The organism is Undibacterium sp. FW305-107 (assembly GCF_058788535.1).
The window spans coordinates 1-17,240 of record NZ_JBYTAV010000008.1; the positions used below are offsets into that span (position 1 = coordinate 1).

A 17,240-nucleotide genomic window follows, 5' to 3' on the forward strand; every position below is an offset into this window, starting at 1 on the left:
CGGGAGTAGCTCAGTTGGTAGAGCGCAACCTTGCCAAGGTTGAGGTCGAGAGTTCGAGACTCTTCTCCCGCTCCAAAATGGCGTAGTACCTGAAGTATCAGCAGTACATCTGCGGGAGTAGCTCAGTTGGTAGAGCGCAACCTTGCCAAGGTTGAGGTCGAGAGTTCGAGACTCTTCTCCCGCTCCAGATTCTGAAGGGAAGCAAGGCTTCCCTTTTTTGTTCAAGTTGCACCGCATTTCAGCAATCATCAAGCGTGATAAAATCATACTAGACGATATGCAGAGATAGCACCCCTGGCGGGGTAGCAAAGTGGTTATGCAGCGGCCTGCAAAGCCGTAGACGCCGGTTCGATCCCGACCCCCGCCTCCAAATACAAAAAGCGCTTTTAGAGCGCTTTTTTTCCAGAACCCGACTTAGCGTTTCGCTAAGCAGGTTGTAGTAGTGGGCCCGAGTGGTGAAACTGGTAGACACATCGGACTTAAAATCCGCCGCTTCGTTAATAGCGGGCGTGCCGGTTCGATTCCGGCCTCGGGCACCACACTTACATTTTCTTGATAGTATTCACTAACATTTCTCAAGCTCTGAGTTCCGCAAAATAAGCAGAGTTCCGCAAAATTATTTTGTCGGGTTCACAAGTTTGCCTTTTCTATGGCGAACATAGTGGGCCGTCATTGTCGGAGTGGTATGGCCTAATTGTGCTTGCGCGGCATTCATTCCCTGGCTTTCTTCTTTATCCGTCCCCGCTTTTGCACGCAAGTCACGGAATTGGAATGCCTTGATTTCCTTGGCAATCTCAGGATGTGCTGCAATTGCTGCGGCCCTGGCGCGGTCAAATGCACCGCGAAGCATATACTTTGTCAGAGGTTCCCCTTTCACGTTGTTCAATAATTTCAGACTCGTCACCTTGGCAGTGCTAATACTTTGCAGAACACGGTCCAACATGCCTTCAATGTTGACGCGCAGCTTTGCGCCTCCCTTATTCTGTTTTACCCACAATGCCCCATCCTTGATGTCAGAACGGCGTAATTTCAGCACGTCAGCGGGGCGCTGTCCGGTCAAATATGCAAGATCAAGGGCATTCTGCAACGGTAGCTCTGCAAACTTATAAACCAACGCCAAAAGTTCATCATCAATGTAGATGTCGCGACCCTTTTCTTTGTAGCCCTTGACTCCCTTGCACGGATTTTCCCGATTTGTTAGGCCTTTTTCCCTAGCGTAGTTCCAAATTGCCGAGAAAAGCGCCTTTTCGCGGTTCGCCCGCACTTGTGCCTTCACCCGCCAGTCGAGATATTGCCGCACGTGAATTGGATCGATCTGCTCAAGTGGTGATGGTGGACTGTCAAAAAATTTATAAAGCCAAGACAATTCATGCAAGTTGTCTTTTTGTGTCCGAGGGGCCTTTGCTGGCAGGCGGTCACGAATGTACCCCTCTGCGGCATATCTGAACGTGATCAATTGGCTGGCCGACTCATTCGCTTTGGTGAGTTCCGCCCACTTTTGGACCGCCAGCACGTAATCCTTGCCCAGAGGAATTTCTTTGCGCGGAGTTGCGCCTGTGTCCACGTAGTAATGCGTGCCGGAAGGGCGATGCCTGGCGCGCATGCCCTTCGGTAGATTTTTATTTTTGCTTGGCTTTCTGCCCATTTCTTATGCTGCCTTCATCACATTTGGCACCCATTTTTTTACTTCCGGTGGTGCGTTTTTTTGTCCTTCTACTGCTGCGACGGTAACAACAGGGTGGCCAGTCGCATTTACTCTATAGACCAACCCCATTGCGCGCAGCGCCTCGATTTGTTTGCTTTTTACCTTTCTACCAGTGAGTGTGGCAATTTCATCTGCACTCAAAAACATTCCCATTTTCAACCTCCTATCCTGGCATTAGTGACGTCACGTTTACCTGGCCCGACGCCATACAGTGCGATCATCAGCGGATCTGTGCGGCGAATATCTACCTGCGGCGGTGTGAACTGCCTGGTGTACATCGTCGGCGCTGGCTTGCCACTGTGCCAGCTAAACTGTGTTTTGAATCTGCCACGGCCATTCGGGATAGGGCGCTGCAGCACGTGGCCTGAAAACACAAGGTCGCCTATCAGCTTGCGAGTGTAGTTCTGTGATGTCTGCAGCTCCGTCATGATGTCTTCAATGTAGAGCCACTTGTCAGTCAGTACTTGGGCGACCTGGCTGTAACGCTCTGCTAGCTCTCTTCGCACGGTGCCTCCTTTGCGATTTCTAAATCTATGCTCGCATCGAGTTGTTCTTTGGTGTCGCCAGACAGGAGCCGGTTATATGCGAACTCAGCGTTATCGATGCTCTTGGCTACCCAGTCGTATCTCTCTTCGCCAAGTTTATGCATATTTTCAATTGGTGGAACGTCGTCTTTGTGACCGCTTCCACCGCAATACGGGCAATTCAAATCCACCTCATGCCCGGGCAGTTCAGAATCTCCATCGCAGGAGAAAAACACAGAGTGGCCGTCATGCATGGCAATACGCTGGCCTTGCTCTTTGGCCTCGGTGATAGCATTGGCCAGACTATCCGGCATTTCAAACGGAACAACTGGCCGTTGCAGATCCAGCTTGCTTGGGCTGTCTTTATTGACCGGGTACCAGTTCACGTTTCCGCTCATAGTGACAGCATGCTCGTCACCTTTGCGCATGACTATGCCGACCTGATCTGCGCCTTGGCCAATAAGCATCTGAACCTTGGTGTCGGTTACGGTGGCAGTCTTGCAGGAGGGAGGGTAGAGGGGCACCCACGCACCGGAACGCTTACGCACGTCTTCAATTGAGCCGTTACTTAAGTATTCTGTCGTCAGTTCGCCATCCGGATGCTTGCGAACCCATGCCACTGGCAATTGCTCTGGCCGCATGTTGATCTTTGAGGCGATCCGCTGCAGGCGGTCGCGTGGCTCAAAGCGCTCTGCATAGATAATTGTTAGTATTTCGTCTAAGAACGGATTGCCGGTACTTGGGAACTGTGGTGTATCAATACTAGTTGTCATAATTATTCACTTGAAAATAGGGTGGTTTTTGGCCACTGTGCGGACAGTGATGTTTGCATTCATGATCTCCAGGTCCACCTTCTTCGCCATAGTCGTATATGTCGCTTGAGCGGTCTTTAAACACTGGTTGCCCGCAATCGTCCCATTGCAACGGACAAGCACGACCACCATCAGTGACCCAGTAACGACCTTTAAACAGCACAGCATCGTCATTTGAAGCGATGGCACGCGCCTCAGCGATAAGGTGTTGAAGTGCTTGAGTCATTTCTTATCCGTTGCCTTCGATGTGGCCTGCTTTCGCTTCTGCGTAAAAGGCGACAAATGAATCGAGACTGAGCCTTGCGCAGAAATTGTCACCGTCCTTGTAGACGCCAATTGAGCCTGGTTGTAAGAGCATTTTGCTGACTGGAATTTTCATATTGCTGTTTGACATATTGTTACCTTCTGTGTTCTGGTCTATTTATACAGACCAATGTTTAACAACATCGTATCGGTTCCCAATCGCGATTCCAATTTCAGAGATTCGCTCTTGCCGTAGCAAATTCCTGCATTGGACACGAAGCCGGCTGATATTGGCTTCGCATTGAAATGTGGTTTCGTCCAACGTTCACCAATACCCTGACGAACTTGGCAAACGGCTTCGGCCATGTGGTTATGAGCAATACTTTCGGGGAAGACAAATATCAGTTCTTCTGATCCAGACAGCATCACGATGTATTTGTTGTTCATGCTAATTACTCCGGGAATCCATTGTGCTCAACGCCATCAAGCTTGCGGCCAGCGGCTTTCTTGCCAACGCGGCGCACCAAAATGTCGTTTGCCCAATCTCGACGCCACTCTTTTTGGCCTTGACCTTCATCGCTTTCGAAGTCTGGCAATAAGTGCCCGTCAATCTCTTGGCCATGCTGTGATTGAAAGAAAGGCGCTTGGGCAGAGAATTCGTAAGGGATCCATTCTCCCCATTGCTTGAACAAGAATGGCACACCAGTCGCGACGCACTGATCACGCACACTTCGAGCCCAATATGGGTTCATAGGCCTGGCACCTGGGCCTGACTCGCCACCTACGATTATCCAGTCAATTGCCGGTGACTCTTTTCGCCTAGGTCCGTTTTCCCATTTCCACATGCCTGTCAGCACATTGATTTTCGCTGCAAAAATACCTGCGTCGATGCATCCCAGATCAACAGGTTCTAGCAGAGGTTCCATGCTCAAAAAGCGACGACTGACTGCGGTACTCAGCAACTTTGGAATATCGCGATTTGCTTCGATCTGGTTGACGATGGTCACGCCCAAGATCAGGTTGTCTGGCGCACCGTCAAGAAACATGTCAACCAGCATTGCGTCAGCGTTACCAATGCGCTTGGTCAACAGTAGCCAATCAAGGTTCGGTGTGCCTTGGATCAGGTCGGCAAGGTCCGCGCGCCATTGCGGATCAATCTGGTTGTCAAACACGTCGGCCAGGCTGGCGCAAAACACGCGCTGGCGGCGACCATGCTCAGCAAAGAATGCAGTATGGTTTGCGTTCCATGCCAGTGGTTTGTGCCAGTTGGCAGGACTGGTACGGCGACGTGGCGCACCAGGACCCCAGTTGATCGCTTGGCCACCAGAGAACCGTGCATTACGCACTTCGGCATAACAATGGTCACAGCCTGGGCCAACCTTCTGGCAACCCTCCCAAGGGTTGAAAGTGTGATCGCACCATTCAATTTTGGTGTTCTCGCTCATGATTTTGCTGCCGCCGTTGCGACACTGTTGAGGTCAAGCGCATACTTGCCGGGCATCCAGGACAATGGCTTACCGTATGCCTCGATTGCCTTATTGAACAAGGCTGCGGCTTCGCGAAGTTCTTTTGGAGCCTGGTCGTCCTCACAAAGCTCACTCTCGCAGTGTGAATCGATATCAAGCATCGGCGCGTACAGAGGTTCACATATGACCAAACGCAGTTCATGCAGTTGGGATTCGTTGTCGTCGCAATAATCTAGAACTTCATCCATGTCGCTGAAGTATTTATCGTGCGAGTCGGAATACAACATGGCTGTGCCGTCCCAGGCCTTGCGATCCTTGGCAAGAAATCTATCTAGCTCCAGTTTTTTGCGACAATTCTCGCATCGGGTGTAGTGCTTTTCAGTGACCTGACCGCAGCCACATTCCCTATGTGTTGAGCCGTCATATCGAGCGGCACGCTCGTTGTCACCAAAAAATGAACCGCTGCGGGACACCCAGCCAGTCACTGTTTGTAGACTTGCGGCCTCTGGTGATGTGTCCAATATCATTTTTGTTTCAGTGCTCATAAAATCTCCTTCTTCGCTTCTTCGTACGCAACGTTCAGTTCAGCCATGGCCTTGTCGCTACCACCTTTGTCTGGATGGCATTTACTGGCCAGGCTGCGATATTGGTTCTTGAGATCAATCTGATCTACTTTCCAACCGGGTGGAAACTGGAGCACTTCACGCCAAGACCGTGTCGCACTTGGAGCAGGAAGGGCAGTGAAGCCTGTAAAAGCTCGGTCAAGGATCTGTGCGCCGCCATGCCGTTCGATTGCTCGCATAGCATCCAGCGTGGCAGCGATCGCAGCCAGGTTGTTTGCCACCGAGGTGTACTGGTCGATTGCCATAACCCGTCGGGCACCAGCACGGGTTTCCCAATACACGGCTGCACCATTGTCGTAAGGCTCCCGCTCGTTGCCCCTTGGCAGGCCATCCAGCCGGAGCTTGATGTTGGTGCTGATGACGATATCGTCGCGATGGATGCCCATGCGCTCCAACTCCGCTAGCACACGGAAAACTGCATCTGAAACGGTTATGTCTTCAGACCTGGCATAAGATGAACCGGAACGCACCTTGCGAGTACCGAACCGGCCTTCTTTCTGGAACGTGGGCTGTGTGCGCGGCCAGCCAGTTGGCCAAGTTAGTGGGTAAGCTGTAATCATGTTGTTATAAATTTTGGTTGATATCCGAAAGGCATATCGAAAAAGCCCAATTTGCCCAGCAATGGCTGAAATTCAACAGGGTGCGCATTTTTCAAGACAAAGCCGAAGTCGCCAAAGAACCATTCAGAGGTTGAATCGTCAGTGCAATCAATCAGCTCAGCTACACCAACGATGCCGCCACGCAACAAATCAGCCATTGGTGGAAGCTGAATGTCCATTCCGTAGTTTTCAATGAAGTCCGCCACGTCCTTATATTCAACCTTTGTCATTCCCTTGCTGGCATGAATGAGGAACTCGCCACGAAACTTGGTTGGCCATGATCTGTTTTCAATGTCCTTGTGGCCGTTGACAATGAGCCAGGCCCAGGGCTGCCGGATAGAAAGTGCTTTCATGCTGCTTTACCCCTCAGTTGCGCAACTGCCCAAGCCCGGGCGCGTTCGCATTGTTCGATGTTGAACCAGCCGAAATGGCATTCCTCCTTGGGTATGCCGAAGTGCGCAGCCAAGCGTTCATACGCTTCGTCTCGGGTCAATTTCTTCGACTGGTACAGCACTTCGAACGGCTGTTTGCAGGCGTTGCGCGCCTTCCTTAGTGGTTCGTCTGCCAGCGTCCCCAGAGGAATATTGGTAAATGGATGCATGCCAACATACGCGCGACACCCTGTACACAGGTAAGCCCAAGGCCATTCCCCGTAAGCCTTGCCGTAAATCTCATCGTGGTGGGCAACCTTGATATCATTGCTCTGGCAATGTGGGCATTTCTCAGGGGCAAGCAGAGGATTTTTTACCCTGGCCGTGGCCTTCTTGGATGGATTCCATGGTGTTTTATCGTGGCTCATGTTAATGTATAAATGTTAACTACAATTCTTAGGTTCTTATGACCGGCTTTAATTTCAAAACAGTAAATTTGCAAGGACAGGTCTGGAACTCTCAAGAAGGGCTGTCTCGCTCAGTGTTTGTTCAAATTGGTACTGCTTCAAATGTTCAGACCTTCGTGTTCGTTGGGCCGAAGCCGCCTAATCCGGAGTACTTTGATGTTGCAAACATGTCTGACGAGCACTTGTGCAGGATAGGTCTGGCTCAATTTATGGGCCTGCGCTCTGGTTCCGCACCTGGGCAACGTGACCTTGATTACCCATTTTCTAAACCTTTTACCGAATGCACGCTGGACAGAGTGATGTAATAGAATTCATTGGGTATCCGACTGTGCAAGTGAAATTGCGATTGCCACCGGTTGTACCCAAATTGGCATAGCCGACAGTACAAACGTTTCACCTGACCAAGCCAGAAGTAGGGTAGTGCCCATGACTTCGGCAATTGCTTCAGCCGCTGCTGGTGGCACTGCATTCCCGATGCGCTCGCGCCAGGCACTGTCAGACAAGCCATCCAGTTCCAAGTACTCTTCAGGCTCAACCAGGCTTTGCAGGGCTGCCAATTCCAGGGTCGTGAACGGCCGGTGCCAGGTGCCATCAAGCGATTGAATAATTGCAATCGTCTTTTCATCCATGGCGGGCAGGGTGGCGATGCGAGGATCAGCTACCGACCAGCGGCCATTGTCCAAATTGGCCGATGCGCTAACCGCACCGGTCTGTGCATCCCAAGGCACAACGCCATAATGTCCACCTGTCAGATATGCATCGCCGCTCTTGCGATTCATGCTTGTGCGCGGGTCTGCCACGGCAAATGCACCTTGGCCAGTTGTGCTGCCAGCGATCACGGTACCGGCAGGCTCATCAAACTTTGTAACCGCATACTTGCCAAACGATGGCCCGGCGCGGCGCGGGTCTGCTACTGACATCGCTGCGCCTGCGACGTGGCAAGCGCCTGTAACCGATCCAGACTGGCCGTCCCACTTCACAACCCTGTACATGCCGTTTTGGCGATTGGCTTTCTGAGGCATGCGCGGATCGGCAACAGAGTACTTGCCGCCACCAGGGGCGGATTGAGCGCTGATAACGCCTGTTGAGTCTGTCCATGGCAGCACACCGTACTGGCTGTATTCGGCAGTGGTCACCATCCGAGGGTCAGCAATTGAGAACGCGCCATTTGTCGCATTTGATTTCCCGCAGACCGTGCCCGAAGTATCAGACCAGTTTTGTACGCCAAGGTATCCAGAGCGATACTCAGGCACAATCAGGTAATCGCTCAGGTGCCCATCATTGACTGCAAGTTTGTTCAAGCTGCGCCAGTCGCTACCGGCTTCTACAAACGCCAGGCGTACCCACGTTTTCCACTGCAGGCGAGGTATGCGGTGCATTGGTCCACCAGCCAAATCACCTGGCATGGGCATGCGGCCAAGAACATCGCCAACGGCTGCCAAGCGCTTTTTCTCTGGCTCGTAAAGGAACGGTGGAACTTTTTCCATGTGACGAGCAACCAACAAGAAGCGCTTGCGTGATTGAGCCAGGCCGCCAAGTTCACCACAGTCGTGCGTAGTCTCGTTCACTGCATAGCCATACCGTTGCAGCAACTGATTGATCTGGTCAAGCAAGTGACGGCCACGGGTGGCCAGGCGCGGCACGTTTTCAAATACGATCAGCTCCACCGGGTCATCCTGCCAGGCTTCGGCCATCAGCCAGATGCAGCGCAATGTCAATTCGTTCAGTGCCTGGTACTTGGCAGTCTGGCTGAGTTTTTCACTCAACAGACCAGACGCGCCTTTACAAGGGCTACTGATGAAAACGATGTTCGGGCTTTCGTTACCAGCCGCGCGGCGGATATCGGCCGGCGTCACCTCGTTCCAGGTTGAAGCGGGTTCTTTGCCATGGAAGGCGGTATACTGGCCACGCGTGAACAGATCCATAACTGTGCCCGGTCTGCCATCGCCCATTTTGTCAAAGTCGCGAATTGCTGCCGGGTCAACGTCCACGCCACCAATGCAGCGCAACTTGCCGACCATATTGCCGACTCGCGGCCTGGCTTTGTTGAAGCCCTTCTTGCCGCCACCAAGGCCACAGCAGAAGTGGAAATGCTTGATGTCTTTCTCGATAATCATGCAGCCACCTGGCCTGCCAGAATGGCTGTGATATCGGCGATAGACAGGTTAGTAACCTCAGTAATCGAGATTGCCAGCGTTGCGCCTACGGACAAGCGCTTATGCCTGATTTTGCTTATGACTGGAGGTGCCACTTCGAGCAGACGAGCCAGGCCCGCATCGTTACGCAGTTCTGCAGCTTTTGTGACCGTGTCGAGTAGCTTGTTTTGCGATACAAAGGTTGCCGTTGCTGACGCCTTGGCAAATGTGTATTTCTCTGGTGCTGCTGTGCCTGTCGTACCGGCACCAAATGTAATGGCTCTCATGCTGGCTGCTCCTGTTCTTGAATCGTTTGTTTTACTGTTGCCAACGGGATGCCGAGTTTTTCGGCGGTCCATTGCGCCGCTTGGTCTGGCGGCTCATGCTTGGAAATGTGGTTGTATTCGCGCTTGATGCGCTCTTTGCTTATGATCAAGTTGAATCTCCTGGTACAAAAGAACGGATGCGGTCGATCAAATCGATGCCATGGCCAAGCGTCGGGGACAAATCGCCTTGCTCGCATTTGCTTAAAACTTCCTTCAGCAAATCCAAGGCCGTGTCCCGTTCGTCAGACATCTTCTGAAACCGTGGATGCAACTCCAAAACATCTGACGCTGGATCAACAATTTCATTTTTGTCGTACAGAATCACGTAGCACATGCCGCCAATTACCCGACCATGCCAATTCGGCGCGCAGTCCAGACTTAATTTAATGAGGTTGTAGAAGTGGCGCAGGTGGTCATAGTCATCTGGATCAAAATGGTCTTGCGCCACTTCATCGTCATTAATGACTGGATAATCGTCCCGGTCGATTTGGTCGAGAATCGACATGAAATTACCCGCAGCCTCGATGTCCCTTTCTGATGCTTTTGCCATCTTCATGCTGAGCCGCCTTTCGCCGCATTTTGGCTAGCCAACTCACCACCCAAGGCAAACACGATGTCAGTGAGCAAACTGGCCAGTTCTGCTGTCATCAGCACAAAGTCAGCGTCGTAGCGCTCATCCTGATTGCTGCCCTTGTCCTTGCCTTCTTCCAGCACATCCAGCGGCTTGACGCGCTTTATCGCCAGGGTATCGGTCAGAACAAAGCTGATCTTGTCGTCCCAGGTCATCGCCAGCTTGGTGCACTGCTTGCCCGCGCTGATATGCTTTTGCGTATCGTCGGCTTCCAGTGTGTAGCGGACATAGCGTACGGTAGCTTTGTCTTCAGTCGAAGACTTGAGCTCAGTGTCCTGGTCAATCGTGAAGCCCTTGGGCGCTTCGTTGGCTGCCAGCCAGCCGGTCATCGCAGACTGTGGTGACACTTGCGTGCGCAGACCTTCGAGCGGCAGCTTGTCGCAACACTTCAGCAGGAACTTGACCACCTCATCAGCCTTGGTCGGGCTTGACGAGTCGATCACCAGCCAGCGATTAACCGGGTCAATCCAGACCATGGTGCGAGATTTGACGCCGAATGCGCGGGGCAGCAATTCTTCTGTGATGCGCTCTTTGATCTCTTTCATCTGCTTACGACCGGGGGCGAAGCCTTGCTCGTCTTCTATTTCCAGTGCGCGTGCTTTGGTCACCTGGTTGATGACGGAAGAGGGCAGCAGTTTTTTCTCGGTTGCCAGGCACAGCAGGAATTGCTTATTGACGGCATGCACAAGTTGATCATTGCTGCGTGGTGTATCCCAGCCTTGGCTTTGCATTTCGTTCGACGCTACTTGCGAAAACTGAATCTTTGCCAGTTGAGCGTGCAGCTCGTCGGCATTGACCGTCCACGGTTGCGTTAGTCTAAATACCTGTATGTTTTTGAACCACATATCATTTTCCTTATGGGATCAGTCTTGTTTGACCGGCTTTCTCAAGTTCATCCGGTGTTGGTTTCTTGGTGTCAGGCACGGGAGCATCGTTGCCCTGCAATTCCTTTTGGCATGCCTTGCAGAACGGGCTGAAAATCCCGCACTCTTTACCGCATGCGCAGCAAACGATTCTCGGGCCGTTCATGGGATGCACCATTGCGTCCCGCCACAAGCCTTGGGAACATCAGGGTGCTCGAAGTCCTCTGGCGTGCCGTACCACTCACTATCACCTCCACAACTTGGGCACTTGTAGTACAGCGTGCCGCTGCGCAGAGACAGCCCTCTCGGGAGGCTTGCCTCATATACTTCTTCGGCCAGTTGGCGAGCTGTTGCCCTGTTTAAGTTTCGTTGCAGTGCGTTCATATCGTCACCGGTTCGTCACGTTTTGACGCCTCTTTTGCAGCGTCGTATTGTTGAATTCCCCACGCCAACGCAAAGCAGCACCATAGGAAGCGGAATGTGTATTCCTTGGTCGCGAAGTCGAATCCGTCCCACACGTCGGAAAATTCGAACTCAGCATTTAGGCCGTGGAATTCTTGCCAAGCATCGCCGTTGTGGCGGAAGTCGGTCGCCGCGTCGTAGCAGCGCGTCGAGTTATCATCCGCGCCAGCAACTTCGGACTCGACCGCAGCTCGCAACTCAGCATAGGCAGCGGCGTGCTTGGTAACTGCGTCTGCGTCCTCGGTGTCCGGCTTTTCGCTCTCTTCGATCTCATCTACCCAAGAGCGCACCATCGCCTGAAACTTTGCATGACTGAACTTGCGCACTCCATCGCGATCGGCAGCCTCGACCTTTTCCGCCCAGTAGGTGTGATCGATGGCGTCTAGACGCCCGCCGTTGCGGAAGAATCCAAACATGTCGTGCGTGCGTTGGAACACAAATGTACCCATATCGCCGCTGTAGCACAGGAAGCCCGGCCAGGTGACCAGATCGAAATACATGTTGGTACTGTCAGGCTGCTTGAAGCGGACATGCCGGTTCACCCCGTCATCACGAATCACATTCATTACATGTAAGGCGATGTCTCGTAAGAACCGCTCTTTGGTGCATGCAGCGCTCATCCTACTGCTCCTGTCATTGGGGTAACGCGGTCCAACATGTAGCAACCCCTTACGCCTTCCAGCCAGATGACTGCACTATGGCCACTGAGCACCTGTGCCTCGCTAGTCGTTACTGTCTGACGGAGCTCACCGCCATCCAGCAGCACGTTGACATTCGTGCCTACTGGATGTGCTTGATTGAACTTGTCACATGCTGCTTGGAGTTGTGCGCTTGCCTTTGCCAGGCTTGCGGATGTATGTCTGCTCATTTTGGTCTGCCCTAATTGATCTGTTCGTCGAGTTGGCTTAGCTGATTTTTACGAATGGAAAACGGTCATCGAATGGCTTGATGAACTTTTTGAAATACGAGCCCTGAGACTCAGCCATGCGGAATGCCTCGAACGCTGCAGCGTCAAAATCGCTGTAGTGATAGACACTGCCAGGCTGATCGCCCTTGCCCTTAAACTGGATAGCCAGGCGGTTTGTTGCAGGGCAGTGACCTATTGCGGCCAGTTGGGATGAAATAACTGGGGACAGAGTAATTTCCGGCAATGCCTGTGTTTCTGTGTTCATGACAGCTCCAATAGTTGTTGGGTTAGTTGGTGTTTATGCTGCTTGCTCGTGCAAATTGCGTACGTTGCTGATGTGTCGGATCAATGCTGCGCAGATTGATTGCCAGTCGCGCTCGTTGTACAAGATCGCAGAACGATCTTTCCCAGCAGGTTCAAAGCCCAACTTGCGTAGAAAGTCAGCCGTGATTGCGAAACCTAGCCGCTCGGTAATTTGTCCCATGCGCAGGGCAGGGGATTCAGTGGTCGAGCCCGGGCCTACCGGGCTGACAGGTTGTTCAAAAGAGAGAACTCCGGCAACTACGTCGGCCTCTTGCTGCACCTGTGCTTGTTCCAGTGCAGCCTTCTCTTCCAGAATGCTTTTTGAGATGCGTTGCATTTCCTCCATCTGTGCATTCAATGCTGCCTGAGCATCACTAAGTTTCTTGGCCTCTGCCATAGCGATTTGGTCGCGCTCGTCCTGTTCGGCCTTGGCTTTGCGTTCAATTTCAGCAGCTTTCTCTGCGAGTTCTGCTTGTTGGCGCTGAATTTCTTGTCGTGCGGCCAGGTCTCGCGCAGCTTGCTCGGCGCGTAGTTTCTCAAGTTCTGCGCGCTCAGCCTGAATGCGGGCAACCTCTGTAGCTTGTGCTACACGCTGCAATTCAGCTTCTTTGCGTGCGGCTTTCTGCTCAGCCTCAAGTTGATCTTGTCGCTCCGCCATGGCGGTCAGTTGTTGCAAGACTTCCGCACGAACAGACGATGCATGCTCCAAGAATTCGCCAAACAGGTCATTTTCAATTGGCATTTGCACGCCTTCAATCGCTTGTAAAATCGTTGCTGATGATTGGCCGGCCATTAAAACAGGCACTTTACGGAATTCTTCAATACGGGCTTGAATTGCAGCGACCCTGGCACGTTCAGCAACAACCTTTGCTTGCTTTTCTGCTTCGATTTTGGCGTCCCATTCGTCCCGCAAGGTCAGCACGCGAGTCTCTTCTGGTTTGATCAATGCGATTAACGCATTCTCTTCAGCGATGACAGCCTTACTGAATGCCGTTGCATCTTCACGTGCAGTCTTGCCCACTTTCTCAATAGCAGTCCTGGTGCTCCGTAGCTTCATGGCAGCGGCATGAGCTTGCTCGCGGCCATCATCATTGGTCACAGCAACAATTGTTTTGGACTGTTGAATGAGTTCAGCCAACTGGATGCGGTGCTGCGCACTATTCAGGGCAGCAGCAGCTCGTTGTGGTACTGTTAATGCACGCTCTGGTGCAATGGCTTCAGTTGTCATTGTGTAACTCCGTATTTTTCAAGTAACGATCTGACATTCAGGTTTATTTCTGCGACTGCGTCTAAAACCGACTCTTGCATCACGTCGATAAACTTCTGATTTCTGGGTATGCGTTCGACGTACAACTGCATGCCAGGTGGGAAAGCAGGGTGGTAACTGACAAAATCCCACCAGTCACGGCCAGTGCACCACATGCCACCCTGGCACTGGGCCATGTGTTCGTCTGGCATGCCACGCAACAACGTTTGCATGTGGACGGCTGCCGTGTAAGGGCACTTGGATTCATAGCCGCCATCTGTTCCTATCAGTCCGTCCGGCGACACGCCAATTTGAAAGTGCTGTGGATGTGTAATGAAACCGACTTCCTCACACATGACCCCAGTCGCTGCTTCATACGCCATGCGCGCATACGGCTCGTGCACGTTGCCCCAAGTCGTCGCCTTGCTTGTCCACATTGGCCCTGGCTTGCCGGTGATCAGCTCCAGTGTTACTTCAGTAATGACTGTCTCGCGCGAAAGTAAATATTTCTTTCCAGTGCGATCGCGTACAGTGGCTTCATGAAAGCGAGAGCCTGTTATATGACCAAGGCGCTCCATCAGCCATGCTTCGGTCTTTTGTTGTGCGCTCATGGACCAACCTTTGCTGCGCGCGCCACGAAGTCATCCTTGTAGGCTGCCAGCATTTCCTGCGTAGCTTTGGACAATGTGCCCCAAGCTTGTTCGAATGCGTCAGTGCCGCCATCTGCAGCAGCTTCAATGTCCGCGATCAGGCCATCCATGCCCTCGGGCAGGGCGGGTTTTTCAATTGGCTGGTCAACAGTTTTTTGAGTGGATGCAGCTTTTGTTGCAGCCTTCAATACGGCGCCACGTGCAGTGACTGCATCTTTAAACACGGTTGAGGCAGACACATCTTTTGCGTCATTGATTGCCTTGACGCCTGCTTTCCAAATTTCTGCGAGCGCTTCTGCTGTGCTGGCAGCATTTGCTTCAGCTACCCATTTGTGAGCCAGCTCTGAGATTAGTGGCTCACCAGGCTCTTGAGTGCGCAACTCTTCAGGCAAGTCTTCAATATCCTGAGTGAAGATGTCAGACGCAGCGGTAACGTTGAGCGTCATAGCGATCATTGCACGCTTGCAGGCCATTTTCAGGATCGTATTTGACAAATCAGCAGCCTCCGTCCGAATTTGGGATGCTTTACTTCCATTTCTGTAGAATTTCAAACGGCGCATGGATTCGGGAACGTAGTTGTATTCTTCAGTGTTCACAGCAGCGCGCCACTTGTATTTTTCTTCGCCTGATGAGCATTCGCCTACGCCTTCGCCCAAAACAAGGCTTGAAACTTGATGCTTGCCAACGCAAGTCACCCGGAACCTGGCAATCAGGTCGGTACTCAGATCAACGATTTGATATTCCTGAGCAATGCGAAATGTCACGCAGAGGACTTCAGCGCCTGGCTTGTAAAGCGTTGGCTTAGGTGTGCCAGGAATCGTTCCATAGTGCGTGTCCTTCTTCATGATGCCGCGCATCACTTCTTGAACTAGGACCACCCGCTCGCGGATTTCGGCGAGAGAAAAGCGATGCACTTCACCAGCTACTAGGCCAGCAGTTTCACGGCGCTGCATTTCAATCACATCAGACATTTGTTGCTCCAGATAATATGAAAATCGTTTAAATCGTATTGCGTGCCTTGCGCCAAGCTGTCCGCCAGCTATACCCAAAGCTCCTGTAAAAGAGGATGTTCTTGATCAGTACCATGCTGGGCAACCCCATTTCACTGTCAGGTAGAGCGCGTTCCTGATACTGAAGCCGGCCCTGCGCCAGTGGCGGAATGCGCGAAGAGGGCGTGCGCGGGTCATGTTGGCACCATCGGAGTGATAAACTTGACCAACTGCACCGGGACGTTTCTTATGCTCCCGTCGGAAAGCTCACAAATTACAGTTGAGTAACTGACGGCACCAGTTTCAAATTCTTCGAAGTCAACGCCAAATCCATGAGAAACGGCGAGACAATCGGGACTGATTACATTTGTCCATTTCTTCGTTTCTGAGTCTTGGACTTGCTCATGCTTGTAAATTTGAACGGCTCTCATTTCGGCGCTCCTGTGGCCTTGTCAATTGCAGCGACGGCAGCTTTGTAGGTTACGCGATCAATGCCGAGTGGCTGGGCTTCGTTGATCAGTTCTTGCAGTGCGGCAAGCAGTTCAGGCGCAGCAGCGATCAGTTTTGCGTTGGCGTAAGTTTCACTGCCAAATCGCACTCCGAAGCCATCAAAGCATTCGGCCAGCATTGCGCCGCGAAGTCTCCCTGAGCCCTCTGGCTGAACCATAGGAGAGCGAACCAATCTATCTATCGCTTCCCACGGTCCCGGCGTGTGCGCCACTACTTGAAACTGATCTGCTGTATTCATGCTGCTGATCTCCTGGTTAAATTGGGTGTTGGTGAACAATCACCAAGGGCGCTTCTGTTTGCGGCAACCGGCACCACCCGGCAATTTGTGCACTTCACGCTTGGGTCTTTCATTTACCAACAGGGGATCCGTCAAACTATGTGCGGTGCCGTATGTACGGCTTTGGCTCTGCATCTTTGCTCGACCAAATGCAGCCTGTCGGCTCTCCTGTTGGCTCTCCTTTAAAACTTCGCTGGCGAGAACGTCCAGTCCGATTTATCGACCACGGAAGGCGGCAGGGTGGGTGAGAGTCACCCTGTAGGCGAGACAAGCTCAAAACAGAACCGGCCTCGTACATCAGGAGCTCCGCTGGCTAAGGCGGGTGAAGCCGGTTTTGTTTTATTGCCGCTTATATTTCCGACAAGCGTTGTGCAACTTCTCTTTTCTGCCGTTGCCTTGCCGTTTTCCTTCTGTGCTTGATGCCTCTGCTATCACAGCCTGACAATTTCACGTAATTGCCCGCGCAGCAGCCGTGTGAGCAATTTTTGTGATCTTTTGGGGACATCCCGTAAGCCTTCATGCTGATCACCTGTTTTACTATTTGAGTGCTGCTGTAGCCGCCTTGAGAGCTGCGTCATAACGAGCCTCTGCTTTGTTCTCATCCTCGGCAGTTGCATTTTCGTGGCCGATCGTGTTGCTCATACTGGTTGCTGCCTTGTAGAACTCCAGCAAGGCTGGTGCGGCTGCCCACAGCTTTGCGTTTGAGACTGCTTCAGGTGAAGGTTGCAACGCTTCAGGATTCGAGATCAGGCCATTTGCATCGTATTTGGCTGGCTCTGCCCAACCGTAAGCAATGCCCATGCATTGGCTGTTTGTTGGGTTAAAAAGGCAATTGCCCAAAACTTGTAAGTTCGTTGAGTGCATTTCATAGCTCCTTTTAGTTGCCTTGTTCTGACCAGTCGCGCATCAGATTGAACATGGCGCGACCAAAGGATTCGTAACGTCCTTGATCCAACATTGCGGCCAGCTTGTCGCACTGTTCCAAGTCGCAATCAGCAAATGCGTCCACCAGGTTTTGGCCGTTGATGACAAGCGCTTTCGTTTCCATCGATGGTTGCGCGAACTGGCCGACTGGCAAGTTGAAGGGTGTCTGTATATTCATCGTTGCTCCTGATTTGCTTGTTTGCTTCG

27 protein-coding genes and 3 tRNA genes are annotated in these 17,240 nt (G+C 52.2%); 4 read left to right on the forward strand and 26 right to left on the reverse strand.

The annotated features are described in order from the left end of the window. Positions 1 to 111: 111 nt before the first annotated feature. From AC3WQT_RS17800 to AC3WQT_RS17810, 3 genes are all read left to right on the forward strand, one after another. A tRNA-Gly gene (locus tag AC3WQT_RS17800) sits at positions 112 to 187 on the forward strand. A gap of 109 nt (positions 188 to 296) precedes the next feature. Further along, positions 297 to 370 (forward strand) — tRNA-Cys (locus AC3WQT_RS17805). Between the two features lie 76 nt (positions 371 to 446). After that, positions 447 to 539: transfer RNA gene (locus tag AC3WQT_RS17810), tRNA-Leu, on the forward strand. A 77-nt stretch (positions 540 to 616) separates the two neighbouring features. On the opposite strand, the gene AC3WQT_RS17815 is transcribed toward AC3WQT_RS17810, so the two are convergent. From AC3WQT_RS17815 to AC3WQT_RS17870, 12 genes are all read right to left on the reverse strand, one after another. Further along, complete coding sequence (locus AC3WQT_RS17815; RefSeq protein ID WP_492705655.1) at positions 617 to 1,645, reverse strand: tyrosine-type recombinase/integrase; 1,029 nt, start codon at positions 1,643 to 1,645, stop codon at positions 617 to 619. Positions 1,646 to 1,648: 3 nt separating this feature from the next. Then, positions 1,649 to 1,858, reverse strand: a complete 210-nt coding sequence (locus AC3WQT_RS17820; RefSeq protein ID WP_492705657.1) for a DUF4224 domain-containing protein — start codon at positions 1,856 to 1,858, stop codon at positions 1,649 to 1,651. Between the two features lie 2 nt (positions 1,859 to 1,860). Further along, the gene (locus AC3WQT_RS17825; RefSeq protein ID WP_492705659.1) at positions 1,861 to 2,211 is read right to left on the reverse strand and encodes a hypothetical protein; all 351 of its coding nucleotides are present in this window, start codon (positions 2,209 to 2,211) and stop codon (positions 1,861 to 1,863) included. Further along, positions 2,196 to 3,002 carry a hypothetical protein gene (locus AC3WQT_RS17830; protein WP_492705661.1) on the reverse strand — a complete coding sequence of 269 codons (807 nt, stop codon included), beginning with the start codon at positions 3,000 to 3,002 and terminating at the stop codon, positions 2,196 to 2,198. The genes AC3WQT_RS17825 and AC3WQT_RS17830 overlap by 16 nt, the downstream gene beginning before the upstream one ends. After that, positions 2,992 to 3,267, reverse strand: coding sequence for a hypothetical protein (locus AC3WQT_RS17835; protein WP_492705662.1), 276 nt, complete (start codon positions 3,265 to 3,267; stop codon positions 2,992 to 2,994). Before AC3WQT_RS17835 ends, AC3WQT_RS17830 begins: the two co-directional genes overlap by 11 nt. A gap of 3 nt (positions 3,268 to 3,270) precedes the next feature. Next, positions 3,271 to 3,435 (reverse strand): hypothetical protein, encoded by a 165-nt coding sequence (locus tag AC3WQT_RS17840; protein ID WP_492705664.1) that lies wholly within the window; start codon positions 3,433 to 3,435, stop codon positions 3,271 to 3,273. A gap of 23 nt (positions 3,436 to 3,458) precedes the next feature. Then, positions 3,459 to 3,731 (reverse strand): hypothetical protein, encoded by a 273-nt coding sequence (locus tag AC3WQT_RS17845; protein WP_492705666.1) that lies wholly within the window; start codon positions 3,729 to 3,731, stop codon positions 3,459 to 3,461. A 5-nt stretch (positions 3,732 to 3,736) separates the two neighbouring features. Then, positions 3,737 to 4,729, reverse strand: a complete 993-nt coding sequence (locus tag AC3WQT_RS17850) for a phage Gp37/Gp68 family protein (protein WP_492705668.1) — start codon at positions 4,727 to 4,729, stop codon at positions 3,737 to 3,739. Continuing rightward, complete coding sequence (locus AC3WQT_RS17855) at positions 4,726 to 5,295, reverse strand: hypothetical protein (RefSeq protein ID WP_492705669.1); 570 nt, start codon at positions 5,293 to 5,295, stop codon at positions 4,726 to 4,728. Before AC3WQT_RS17855 ends, AC3WQT_RS17850 begins: the two co-directional genes overlap by 4 nt. After that, on the reverse strand, positions 5,292 to 5,759 hold the full coding sequence (locus AC3WQT_RS17860) for a J domain-containing protein (protein WP_492705671.1): 468 nt from the start codon (positions 5,757 to 5,759) through the stop codon (positions 5,292 to 5,294). The genes AC3WQT_RS17855 and AC3WQT_RS17860 overlap by 4 nt, the downstream gene beginning before the upstream one ends. 170 nt (positions 5,760 to 5,929) lie before the next feature. Further along, the gene (locus AC3WQT_RS17865) at positions 5,930 to 6,325 is read right to left on the reverse strand and encodes an ASCH domain-containing protein (RefSeq protein WP_492705673.1); all 396 of its coding nucleotides are present in this window, start codon (positions 6,323 to 6,325) and stop codon (positions 5,930 to 5,932) included. Continuing rightward, entirely contained in the window at positions 6,322 to 6,771 is a 450-nt protein-coding gene (locus AC3WQT_RS17870; RefSeq protein WP_492705675.1) for a zinc-finger-containing protein, read from the reverse strand. The genes AC3WQT_RS17865 and AC3WQT_RS17870 overlap by 4 nt, the downstream gene beginning before the upstream one ends. Before the next feature lie 38 nt (positions 6,772 to 6,809). Between AC3WQT_RS17870 and AC3WQT_RS17875 the strand changes: the two genes are divergently transcribed. Further along, complete coding sequence (locus AC3WQT_RS17875; protein WP_492705676.1) at positions 6,810 to 7,115, forward strand: hypothetical protein; 306 nt, start codon at positions 6,810 to 6,812, stop codon at positions 7,113 to 7,115. Positions 7,116 to 7,121: 6 nt separating this feature from the next. On the opposite strand, the gene AC3WQT_RS17880 is transcribed toward AC3WQT_RS17875, so the two are convergent. The 14 genes from AC3WQT_RS17880 to AC3WQT_RS17945 all read right to left on the reverse strand — a co-directional run bounded on the left by AC3WQT_RS17880 (position 7,122) and on the right by AC3WQT_RS17945 (position 17,211). Next, positions 7,122 to 8,927, reverse strand: a complete 1,806-nt coding sequence (locus tag AC3WQT_RS17880; RefSeq protein WP_492705678.1) for a DNA cytosine methyltransferase — start codon at positions 8,925 to 8,927, stop codon at positions 7,122 to 7,124. Continuing rightward, the gene (locus tag AC3WQT_RS17885; protein WP_492705680.1) at positions 8,924 to 9,232 is read right to left on the reverse strand and encodes a hypothetical protein; all 309 of its coding nucleotides are present in this window, start codon (positions 9,230 to 9,232) and stop codon (positions 8,924 to 8,926) included. The genes AC3WQT_RS17880 and AC3WQT_RS17885 overlap by 4 nt, the downstream gene beginning before the upstream one ends. After that, positions 9,229 to 9,381, reverse strand: a complete 153-nt coding sequence (locus AC3WQT_RS17890) for a hypothetical protein (protein WP_492705682.1) — start codon at positions 9,379 to 9,381, stop codon at positions 9,229 to 9,231. The genes AC3WQT_RS17885 and AC3WQT_RS17890 overlap by 4 nt, the downstream gene beginning before the upstream one ends. Next, positions 9,378 to 9,827: a hypothetical protein gene (locus AC3WQT_RS17895; protein ID WP_492705684.1), complete on the reverse strand. Its 450-nt coding sequence runs from the start codon at positions 9,825 to 9,827 to the stop codon at positions 9,378 to 9,380. The genes AC3WQT_RS17890 and AC3WQT_RS17895 overlap by 4 nt, the downstream gene beginning before the upstream one ends. Further along, positions 9,824 to 10,747, reverse strand: coding sequence for a recombination-associated protein RdgC (locus tag AC3WQT_RS17900; RefSeq protein ID WP_492705686.1), 924 nt, complete (start codon positions 10,745 to 10,747; stop codon positions 9,824 to 9,826). Before AC3WQT_RS17900 ends, AC3WQT_RS17895 begins: the two co-directional genes overlap by 4 nt. Positions 10,748 to 11,145: 398 nt before the next feature. Further along, positions 11,146 to 11,847: a hypothetical protein gene (locus AC3WQT_RS17905; RefSeq protein WP_492705688.1), complete on the reverse strand. Its 702-nt coding sequence runs from the start codon at positions 11,845 to 11,847 to the stop codon at positions 11,146 to 11,148. Then, a complete protein-coding gene (locus tag AC3WQT_RS17910) occupies positions 11,844 to 12,095 on the reverse strand; it encodes a hypothetical protein (protein WP_492705690.1) in 252 nt (83 codons plus the stop codon). The genes AC3WQT_RS17905 and AC3WQT_RS17910 overlap by 4 nt, the downstream gene beginning before the upstream one ends. A gap of 37 nt (positions 12,096 to 12,132) precedes the next feature. After that, a complete protein-coding gene (locus tag AC3WQT_RS17915; protein WP_492705692.1) occupies positions 12,133 to 12,399 on the reverse strand; it encodes a KTSC domain-containing protein in 267 nt (88 codons plus the stop codon). A gap of 33 nt (positions 12,400 to 12,432) precedes the next feature. Beyond that, positions 12,433 to 13,665, reverse strand: coding sequence for a hypothetical protein (locus AC3WQT_RS17920; RefSeq protein WP_492705694.1), 1,233 nt, complete (start codon positions 13,663 to 13,665; stop codon positions 12,433 to 12,435). Then, positions 13,662 to 14,294, reverse strand: a complete 633-nt coding sequence (locus AC3WQT_RS17925) for a lambda exonuclease family protein (protein ID WP_492705696.1) — start codon at positions 14,292 to 14,294, stop codon at positions 13,662 to 13,664. Before AC3WQT_RS17925 ends, AC3WQT_RS17920 begins: the two co-directional genes overlap by 4 nt. Continuing rightward, a complete protein-coding gene (locus AC3WQT_RS17930; protein ID WP_492705698.1) occupies positions 14,291 to 15,304 on the reverse strand; it encodes a hypothetical protein in 1,014 nt (337 codons plus the stop codon). The genes AC3WQT_RS17925 and AC3WQT_RS17930 overlap by 4 nt, the downstream gene beginning before the upstream one ends. Before the next feature lie 445 nt (positions 15,305 to 15,749). Next, positions 15,750 to 16,070 (reverse strand): XkdD/Y8K6 family phage-associated protein, encoded by a 321-nt coding sequence (locus AC3WQT_RS17935; protein WP_492705700.1) that lies wholly within the window; start codon positions 16,068 to 16,070, stop codon positions 15,750 to 15,752. 576 nt (positions 16,071 to 16,646) lie between these two features. Continuing rightward, on the reverse strand, positions 16,647 to 16,910 hold the full coding sequence (locus AC3WQT_RS17940) for a hypothetical protein (RefSeq protein ID WP_492705702.1): 264 nt from the start codon (positions 16,908 to 16,910) through the stop codon (positions 16,647 to 16,649). Between the two features lie 76 nt (positions 16,911 to 16,986). Then, complete coding sequence (locus AC3WQT_RS17945; protein ID WP_492705704.1) at positions 16,987 to 17,211, reverse strand: hypothetical protein; 225 nt, start codon at positions 17,209 to 17,211, stop codon at positions 16,987 to 16,989. Positions 17,212 to 17,240 lie beyond the last annotated feature (29 nt).